Origin of the sequence: Cohnella boryungensis (assembly GCF_042651945.1) — a bacterium.
GTDB classification, from domain to species: domain Bacteria; phylum Bacillota; class Bacilli; order Paenibacillales; family Paenibacillaceae; genus Cohnella; species Cohnella boryungensis.
The window spans coordinates 62,106-71,797 of sequence record NZ_JBHSED010000011.1 but is presented as its reverse complement, the minus strand read 5'-3'; the positions used below and the strand labels follow the sequence as shown (position 1 = coordinate 71,797).

At 54.8% G+C, this 9,692-nt stretch carries 7 protein-coding genes; 6 read left to right on the top strand and 1 reads right to left on the bottom strand.

Going from position 1 to position 9,692, the window contains the following annotated elements:
- Window positions 1-556 precede the first annotated feature (556 nt).
- The 4 genes from ACFO1S_RS07575 to ACFO1S_RS07560 all read left to right on the top strand — a co-directional run bounded on the left by ACFO1S_RS07575 (window position 557) and on the right by ACFO1S_RS07560 (window position 4,292).
- Entirely contained in the window at window positions 557-1,585 is a 1,029-nt protein-coding gene (locus ACFO1S_RS07575; protein WP_204604050.1) for an ROK family protein, read from the top strand.
- Between the two features lie 32 nt (window positions 1,586-1,617).
- Window positions 1,618-2,814: an MFS transporter gene (locus ACFO1S_RS07570; protein WP_204604051.1), complete on the top strand. Its 1,197-nt coding sequence runs from the start codon at window positions 1,618-1,620 to the stop codon at window positions 2,812-2,814.
- Window positions 2,815-2,923: 109 nt separating this feature from the next.
- Window positions 2,924-3,337 carry an Rrf2 family transcriptional regulator gene (locus tag ACFO1S_RS07565; protein ID WP_204604104.1) on the top strand — a complete coding sequence of 138 codons (414 nt, stop codon included), beginning with the start codon at window positions 2,924-2,926 and terminating at the stop codon, window positions 3,335-3,337.
- Between the two features lie 91 nt (window positions 3,338-3,428).
- Window positions 3,429-4,292 carry an SDR family oxidoreductase gene (locus tag ACFO1S_RS07560; RefSeq protein ID WP_204604052.1) on the top strand — a complete coding sequence of 288 codons (864 nt, stop codon included), beginning with the start codon at window positions 3,429-3,431 and terminating at the stop codon, window positions 4,290-4,292.
- 73 nt (window positions 4,293-4,365) lie between these two features.
- Here the strand turns inward: ACFO1S_RS07560 and ACFO1S_RS07555 are convergent, their stop codons facing one another.
- Window positions 4,366-7,446: a hybrid sensor histidine kinase/response regulator gene (locus ACFO1S_RS07555; protein WP_378126535.1), complete on the bottom strand. Its 3,081-nt coding sequence runs from the start codon at window positions 7,444-7,446 to the stop codon at window positions 4,366-4,368.
- Window positions 7,447-7,684: 238 nt separating this feature from the next.
- On the opposite strand from ACFO1S_RS07555, the gene ACFO1S_RS07550 reads away from it, so the two are divergent.
- Entirely contained in the window at window positions 7,685-8,575 is an 891-nt protein-coding gene (locus ACFO1S_RS07550; RefSeq protein WP_204604054.1) for an AraC family transcriptional regulator, read from the top strand.
- 160 nt (window positions 8,576-8,735) lie between these two features.
- Window positions 8,736-9,686 (top strand): MBL fold metallo-hydrolase, encoded by a 951-nt coding sequence (locus ACFO1S_RS07545; RefSeq protein ID WP_204604056.1) that lies wholly within the window; start codon window positions 8,736-8,738, stop codon window positions 9,684-9,686.
- The last annotated feature ends 6 nt before the right edge of the window (window positions 9,687-9,692 follow it).

Below are 9,692 nucleotides of genomic sequence, written 5' to 3'. Positions count from 1 at the left end.
TGCAGCACTACTCTGCTCCTCACCTGCTCCGTGCAGGCCGTTAGTTCGACTTTGCAGCACTATTCTGCTCCTCACCTGCTCCGTGCAGGCCGCTAGTTCGGCTTTGCAGCACTACTCTTATCCTCACCTGCTCCGTGCTGGCCGTTAGTTCGACTTTGCAGCACTATTCTGCTCCTCACCTGCTCCGTGCAGGCCGCTAGTTCGACTTTGCAGCACTACTCTGCTCCTCACCTGCTCCGTGCAAACTCTGACTCTGAGGAATTAATGTTTTCCCAACACATACTCGCTCGTGCCGAGTGCGGCTGCTCCTTCCGCATTCGTCATCCGTCCGCTAATGATCTTCTCCACCACGACAGCCTTCTTCATCTCTGCTCTGCTCAATGTCTCCTGGCCCATGGTAACCTGATCTCAGAACAGCCATGTGGTGACATGATCACAGCACAATGACAAATCAGCCGGACATCTTAGGTTCGGAACGATTGACTTCGGGAGCAAGGTGCGCTACACTTCTGATATTAAATTAGTTATTAAAAGTATTATAATAAGGACTGAGGACATGCAGCCCATCACGCATAACACGATTCAAGTGAAAAGAATGAACGTAGAGCTTGTGAAGAATGCGCTAAAGGCGCAGGGAATGGGCACCAAAGCGTCGATTGCAGGCTTAACCAAGCTGAGCGTAGCCACATGCGGCACGATCTTGAACGAGCTTGTCGCCGCAGGCGAAGCGATCGAGATGGAGCCGGAAGGAACGAGCGGCGGCAGACCGGCCAAGCAGTATAGGTACAACGCCGAATTTGGCTGTATTCTTTGTTTGCTCGTCAAGACCGAGGGAGGCATTCACTCCATCAGCTACAGCCTTGCGAATCTGGTCGGCGAGATCGTCCAGGAAGCAACCTTGGAGTTCGCGCATCTCGATGTGGATACGATAGATCGACTAAGCCAAAGGCTGATCGGCGAAAGCGGCAATGTACAAGCGATCGGCATTGGAGTACCCGGCGTTGTCCATCGGGGAGTAGTCGGCGTTTGCGATGTTCCGGACCTTGCGGGCCAACCGTTAGGGCCGTATTTCGAAGAAAAGTATGAAATATCGGTCACTGTCGAGAACGATATGAACATGACGGTGTACGGCTTCTATCATTTGCAAAATTTTGATGAGGAAAAGACGTTCGCGGTCGCGACCTTTCCCAGAAATCATTATCCCGGCGCCGGGTTTATCGTCGACGGACGAATCTTGTCCGGCAACACGACCTTCGGCGGAGAGGTTTCCTTTTTGCCCTTTGGCATGACGCGCGAGGAGCAGCTGCGGCAGCTGCACACCGACGAAGGCTTCGTCAGATTAGCCGCCAATACGCTGACCTCGATCATTGCCATCATTAACCCGGTGACCATTGTCATTACAGGCGATCTCCCTCGGGAGACTCAGCTGGACGAGCTCTATGCGGGTTGCCGGAGGGACATTCCGGAGGAGCATATGCCTCAGCTTTATATCCAGAACGATACGCGTCGGGAATACATGAAGGGCATGGTCGCCGCGACCCTGGAAAGCTTGACCTATCGGCTGCAAGTCATCGAGAAAAGATAAGCAATCCGGGCGCTCAGAAAGGAATAATCAGCATGAGTGAGCGAGCACAACAATTCAATGCGGGCAGAGAAGTCAGATTGCGAAAAATAGCCTTGTTTATCATCTTTTCTCTGTCGGGGCTGGCGTTTTCGTCGTGGATTTCAAGAACACCCGAAGTCAGGGACATTCTTCAAGCTTCAACTTCAACGATGGGCTGGGTTATTTTCGGACTCGCATTCGGCTCCATCATCGGGTTGACAGCGGCAAGCAAAGTGATCGCCCGTTATGGCGCGCGGCTAACCATCTGTACAAGTATTATCTTGGTGTCGGCAGGGTTATTCGTAGTTTGCCTGGGGCTGGCTATCCCTTCCATCGGGACGGTTTTTGCCGGATTGGCCCTGTTCGGCCTTGGCTATGGCTTGATTGAAGTCGCGCAAAGCGTCGAGGGCTCGGCGCTGGAGCATCAGGCGGGCAAAACGTTATTGCCTCTCATGCACGCCTCGTTCAGCGGTGGTACATTGATAGGAGCCGGGCTAGGCTCTTTGGCGATTAAGCTGCACTTCGATGCGGTGTATCATCTGCTCATCATTGGGGTCCTCATCGTCCTTATCGTTCTGGGAATATCAAAATACTTGCCGAATGGAACGGGCAAAGAGGAAGCCGTCTCTAAATCAGGCGTCGACCAACAGGCAGCGCCGGCAATCAAGATCTGGAAGGAACCGAGAACTCTGCTTATCGGGGTCATTGTGCTGGGTATGGCCTTTGCCGAAGGCTCCGCGAATGATTGGCTGCCGTTAATCATGGTCGACGGGTTTCAGCTTAGTGCAATCGCCGGCACTACGATCTATGGCGTTTTTCTGGCCGCGATGCTCATCGGAAGAATATCGGGGGGGTTCTTTCTGGATCGATACGGCCGAGTGCTTGTCCTCCGGGTTGCCGCCGTTTCGGCCGCGATCGGATTGCTGCTTGTCATCTTCGGCTCATCCGTAGCGATTGCCGTTATCGGGGTGTTTATGTGGGGGCTAGGCGCTTCGTTGGGCTTCCCGGTAGGGCTGTCCGCTGCGGGAGATGATCCCAACGGCGCGGTAGCGCGGGTTGCCATGATCTCTACCTTGGGCTATGTTGCTTTCTTGGCAGGGCCGCCAGTGCTGGGAGTGCTTGGAGAAAAGATCGGATTGCTGCAGGCGATGATCGTGGTTTTGATCGGAGTTATCATAGCCGGTATCTTCTCGCATGCTGCCAAAAAATAAGCGGTGGGCCGAGAGGCCCGCGAAATCTTCATTCGCGGATTGATCCGTTGTGTTGTCCTTGACAAAGCGATTCGTAGTAACTAAAATGGTTACAACGGTGGTGATTGAAATGAAGCAAATCAGTACGCGCTTTTCCATTGCTGTGCACACGCTGTCCTTAATTGCTGTTAGTCCGCAGGAATGCACCGGCGACTTTATCGCGGGAAGCGTGAATACGAATCCTGTCGTGATTCGGAGAATTATGGGCATGCTGAAGAAGGCGGGATTGGTGGAGGTGCGTCCTGGAGTCGGAGGCGCCGCCCTGTTGAAGGAGCCAAGCCGAATTACGCTGCTGGATATTTATCACGCCGTGGATGTGACGGAAGAAAATCGGCTGTTCCGCATTCATGAGAAGCCGAACATGAACTGTCCCGTAGGACGCAATATTGAGCTCGTGCTTCAGAAGGAGCTGGAAGAAGCTCAACGGGTGATGGAGAGAAGACTGGAGCAAACGACGTTAGCTCAATTGACCGAGAGGTTTTGAATAATAGCTCTTATTAGAGCTTTTATTTTATACAAGTTGTAACCGATGCGGTTATAACAATTAAAACTACAACACAGCGGAGGTAGAGTTTATGAAAATTTTAGTGACAGGCGCAACGGGTAAGCTTGGGGCAAAGGTAGTCGAGGCGCTGCTGCAATCCGTTCCTGCCAGCCGACTGGCCGTCAGCGTTCGCAACCCGGAGAAAGCCGAGGCCCTTCGGGCTCGCGGAGTGGATGTCCGCCAAGCGGATTTCGACCGTCCGGAAACGTTGGATGCGGCTTTTGCCGGAATTGACCGTCTTCTCATCATCTCTGCGGACGGCGATACGGAAACGAGAATTCGTCAGCACACGAACGCGGTAGAAGCGGCTGCACGCGCGAAGGTCGGCTTTATCGCTTATACGAGCCTGGCGAACGCGGCGGACAGCAAGCTGTTCCTGGCCGCGCCGCACCAAGCGACTGAGAAAGCCATTCTCGCAACCGGAATTCCTTACTCCTTCCTCAGAAACAATTGGTACCTGGAAAATGAAATCTCAAGCATCCAGGGCGTACTTGCAGGAGCGCCATGGGTAACATCCGCAGGCTCCGGTAAAGTCGGCTGGGCGCTTCAGCAAGAGTATGCGGAAGCGGCAGCAGCCGTGCTGAGCGGGAGCGGGCACGAGAATACGATTTACGAGCTGTCCGGCAAGCCGTTGACGCAGGCGGAGCTGACAGCCGCTCTCGGCGCTGTTCTGGGCAAGGAGGTGCCGGTTCAGCAAGTGGACGATGCCGCCTATGCGGAGATCATGGGTCAGGCAGGAGTGCCGGAATTTATCGTGCCTTTCCTTATCGGCATTCAGCAAGGCATCCGCGAAGGCACACTGGAGCTGGAGAGCAACGACTTCGAGCGTCTTCTGGGCCGCCCGTTAACGCCTATTCAAGAAGCTCTGGGCCAGCTCGTCAAAGGAATTTCCTAAGTAGCCGACGCGACGGAAGTGCGGGGCCGCAAATCAGCAAAACCACTCCCTTGTCGGAGTGGTTCTGCTGATTTCAGACGCCCGGAGGCGTCATCTCCATTTTGGGTATCGTGAAGGATACTGAGGTTCCGGAACCTAGCTTGCTTTCCACTCTCAGGCCGCTGCCGCAAAATTGTTTCAACCGTCGATCCGTATTCAGCAGCCCGATTCCCGTGCGTCCGCCCTTCTGTCTATCTAGGAGTTGCGCGAGTGTTTCCTCCTCGATCCCAACGCCGTTGTCGGAGACGCAGATTTCGACGGTTCGGCCGAGATCGGTGATGCGAATCCGGACTTCGCCGCCCGCGTTCCGTTTCAACAGGCCATGCGTAACCGCATTATCCACCAAAGGCTGAAGGGTCAGAGGGGGCAGGTGGATATGTATGTCGGAATCGATTTCCCATACCGCCTGAAGCCTGTCCCCAAAGCGCTCCTTCTGGATATACAGGTAAGAGCGAACAAGCTTAAGCTCCCGTTCGAGCGGCACGGCCTGGTCGGAGTTTTGAAAATCGATGCCGAGCCGGTAGTACTGAGTCAGCTCCTCGAACAGGCTGTCCATTTTGTCCGTGTCAATCTTGCTGAGAGCGGAGACGGCGGTAAACGTATTGATCATAAAATGAGGCTTGATTTGAGCCTGCAGCAACGCCGCTTCCATCCTCAAGCGTTCGTTCACCGATCTTTTCAGATTCGTGAGCGATCGAACTCTGGACCTCAGCTCGGTAGCGTTCACTGGTTTGGTTACATAGTCATTGGCGCCGCACAGAAATCCCGCCTCAATATCCTTGTCCTGATTGCTGGCCGTCAAGAGCAGCACAGGCAGCTCTGCGATGGAGTAACGCTCGCGAATGCGCGCAGTCAGCTCATAGCCGGACATGATCGGCATGGTCACATCCGAGATAATCAAGTCCCATCCGCCATATTCCAGCAGCGCGAGCGCCTCCTGGCCGTCGATAGCCGGGAAGACCTCATAATTCTCCTCGGCAAAAATCGTCCTCAGCACATTCAGGTTGACGGGGTCGTCATCGACTGCGAGCAAGCGAATCCGGTCCGGGGACGGGCTTTGGCCTGGTTTGCCGGAAGGAAGAATCAACACCCCCCAGGCCATCGGGTCAGGCTCCAGTGCAAGCTGGGTCGCCGCGATGAGCGGCTCGGCCGACGCCTGTCGGCTATCTTCGGAACCCAGCTTCAAGGTAAATGTGAACACAGAGCCTTCATTCGGCTGGGAGCGGACCGTCAAAGCGCCTCCGTGCATTTCGATAAGCTGCTTGCAAATACTAAGTCCCAAACCGAAGCCGCCTCGAAGCGAAGCCCCTTCCGCCGAAGCTTGCTCATAGGGCTTGAAAATCCGGCTCAGCATCTCCGGCTCCATCCCGATTCCCGTATCCGCAACGGATATGCTCGCCCATCCGTCACGGATGTCGGCCTGCACCGACACCTCGCCCGCATCGGAGTATTTCACGGCGTTGTGCAGCAGATTGAACAGCACCTGATTCAATCTGTTCTCGTCGGCCTGGACGAGCGGGAAGCCAACCGGTATACGGTTGATCAGGCGTATAGGCTTGCCTTCCGTCATAAACCGCAGCGTATCGATAGCGCTTGAGGCTACGCCGTGCAGGGAGATGTTCCTGAGCATCAGACTGATTCGATTTTCCTTGAGGCGGGCCATATCCAGTAGATCGTTCAGAATATGGGACATCCGTCGGCCGACCTTCCCCAGCATCTGCAGATCGTTGGCGCTGTCGCCTCCCAGCCTGCTCCTTTCTCTCTCCGAGACCGATTGCGATATGTTGATCATACCGTGCAGCGGGTTCTGCAGTTCATGCGCGACGGTGGATAAGAAATCGTCCTTCTGCTTGTCCGCCTGCCGAAGCGTATCCGCAAGTCTATGCGATTCTTCGGACAAGCGGAAGAAGCGTTTGAACCAGAACGCCGAGAAGCAGATCATCGCGATGATGAGGTCGAAAGGATAAGAGATCATCTCGATCTGATAAGCATTGAGCACGACGAGCCAGATCAAGCTGTTGATCGCCGCTACGGCAGCCAGAAGCAAGAATAGGCTGTCCGTATCTATTCGGGCTGTCGACCTGTACATGACTACGGTCGTGAACAGGCAAGGGACGAACATGAGCAGGAGGTACGCATACAGCAGAGCGAGCACGGTATGCAAGGGCAAGATGAATACGGACAGAACCGCAGCTCCGCATAACAGCTCATAGGCTAGGGAAGCCCGGCGCTTCAGCAATTCCGGCAGCATGTCCTTAATGAGCTGATACAGGACATAAGCCCCGGTCAGGATGCCGAGAACCATGAGCTTGTGTCCCCATGTGAACGGTAACAGAACCCATTGATACAATAGTCTTTCGCCGTCCATTAGCGTCGCGAGAATCATGCACGCGATCATTAGGGAGAAGTAGATGAGCTTCTTGTCCCGGCTTCCTACCAGATACAGGACAAAGCCGTACAGAACGTGAATGGCGTACGCGATGCAGGCGACCCAAACCATACCTCTGGAGAAGCCCAGATCCTTTCTCAGCGTGTCCTCCAGTCCGAATCTGATGACGCGGTCGAGCCCGCCATCAAGGGAGTTGTCGAAATTCGCCGCTTGGACCACAAGCTCGATCTCGCCCTTGTCTTCTGCGTTAAAGTATGCCGAATAGGGCACGTCCTTCGGCGTATAGTCCTCTCTGCTTGCGGCGGGCTGACCGGAACGGCCGAGAAGCCGTTCGTTGATGTACACCTCCGACGAGCTCTTGATGCTCGACACGGAGACGCCGTAAGACTTGCCTCGATCGGGATCGATCAGTATTTTTAAGCGGTAAGTTCCGAAGCCGTAGTTGGCGTTGCCGTAAGGCTGATCTTCAAACGACCAGTTGCTCGGAACCTGGATCCATCTGCTCATCCCGGGCGCAGCGGAAGGAGGGACGCCGTCTTGGAACCGCAGCATGCCAGGATAGAACTCCCATTCCCCCCTCAAGGGAAGGGAATGCTCGGTCAGAGCCTCCCAGCTCCGCAGATCCAGCACGCCTTTGACCGCAATCGGGTAAGAATTATCGGAGTTATAATGCAGCCACAGGAACCGAAGCCCCGTTAAAGCTGCCAGAAACAGCAAGGTAATCATCCATATCTTTCTTGTTTTTATCATAACTTCTCATTTCGACGTCACTTGCGGTATTCCTCTTGAGGAAAGGTAAGCCGACCAGGGGCGATTCTTGCCTAATCCTCTACGGATTGTTTACAATCTGCTCAATAGAGAGCTTCTCGTCTGCGGCGAAGCGGAGCCTGCAAAATGGTGCACGAAATGTCGGGAGAGAAAATCCCTGCACGGATAAGATTTAAGCAACGGGGGAGATGAGCTCATGGATTTGCTGGTACGTCTGAACGTCGCTTTGAGCTACATCGAGGACAATCTGACGCATGAAGTGGACTATAAGGAAGCCGCCAGAATCGCCTGCTGCTCGGAGTATCATTTTACCCGGATGTTCTCCTTTCTTTCCGGCATCACCTTGTCGGAGTACATCCGCCGCAGACGACTGACGCTGGCGGCGCTGGAGCTTAGCCATGGAGAGAGCAAGGTGATCGATGTCGCCTTGAAATACGGCTATGCCTCTCCGGATTCCTTTGCCCGGGCATTCCAGAGCGTACATGGGGTAACGCCTTCGGAGGCCAAGGTTCATGGTCAATTGCTCAAAGCCTTCCCGCGGATGACCTTTCAACTAACCGTTAAGGGAGGAAGCGAAATGAATTACCGCATCGAGGACAAGGAGGCTTTTCGCATCGTAGGGATCAAGAAACGGGTTCCGATCGTATTCCAGGGAGTGAACCCCGGAATCGCCGCCATGTATGAAAGCCTTACGCCGGAATTAATCGGCACCCTCAAAGGCCTGTCGAATGTCCAGCCATCAGGATTGATCAGCGCCTCTGTTAATTTCGGCGAGGGCCGGATGGAGGAAAAAGGAGAGCTGGATCACTACATCGGAGCGGCCACGACGAAGGAGGCCCCAGAAGGGCTGGAGCAGCTGGAGGTGCAGGCATCCGCCTGGGCTGTGTTCCAGTCGGAAGGTCCTTTTCCGAGCGCGCTTCAGGAGGTCTGGGGACGCATCTACTCGGAATGGTTTCCGTCTTCGGACTATGAACTGAGCGAAGGGCCGGAAATGCTGTGGAACGAGAGCAAGGAAGTGGCTTCGCCGCAATTCAAATCCGAAATCTGGATTCCCGTGGTAAGAAAAGGCAACGGCCAACCGGGGTAAAGAAATACTGGAAGACGAAGGCCCATCCTTGGCGAGAGGATGGGCTTTCGTCCTCTGAAGGCGAGGGATTAATTGAAAGCTGTTCAGCATGATACAATGGGAGGAGCTATAACCGTATCGTATATTTGAAGATTAAAAGCAAGAGGTGAACGTTCTATTCATGAGAAGCAGGAAGCGATTCGAGAATCTGGACGGCGTATCAACGATTAAATCATTCCGCGATCTTAGAAACTGGCAGCGTGAGCGCAGGGGGAAGAAGCCGGATATGAGCTATGCGGTTCCGCAGGCCGAGAAGAAGGAAGCGGAGTATTTGCATGCCAATCGGAAGGAAACGACTCTTACCTGGATCGGGCATTCCACCTTCCTGATTCAATACGGGGGCTTGAATCTCGTTACGGACCCGGTATGGGCCGAGCGGATGGGCTTCGCCAAACGGCTTAGCGAGCCTGGCCTGCGAATGGACGAGCTGCCCCCCATCGATGTTGTGTTGCTCTCTCATGCCCACTACGATCATCTGCATCTCCCGTCGCTGCGGGCGCTGCCCGGGAATCCGCTGCTGCTGGTGCCCGAGGGGCTGTCCGGAATGCTGAAGCGCAAAGGCTTTCCGAAGGTGGAGGAAGTTCCGTGGTGGCAGAGCGTAACGGTGCAAGGCGTTGCTTTCGATATGGTGCCTGCTCAGCACTGGACGCGCAGGACGCCATGGGACACGAACACCTCTCACTGGGGGGGCTGGATCGTCCGTGACGCGACGGGAGACAACCCATCCATTTACTTTGCGGGTGACAGCGGGTACTTCCGAGGGTTCAAAGCCATTGGAGAAGCCTACTCTATCGATATCGCCTTGCTTCCGATCGGGGCTTATGATCCCGAATGGTTCATGCAGACCTCTCATATGACGCCGGAGGAGGCGGTCCAGACTTATCTGGATGTAGGCGCCAGTCAGTTTATTCCGATGCATTACGGGGCTTACAGGCTAGCGGACGATATGCCGGGAGAAGCCATCAGGCGGCTGACCGCGGAGTGGGAGCGCTTGAAGCTGGACGCTCAGGCGTTGGAGCTTATGAAGCTGGGCGAAACCTTGCGCGCGAAGTCGAGGGTCGGGGCGAGATAAGCACGG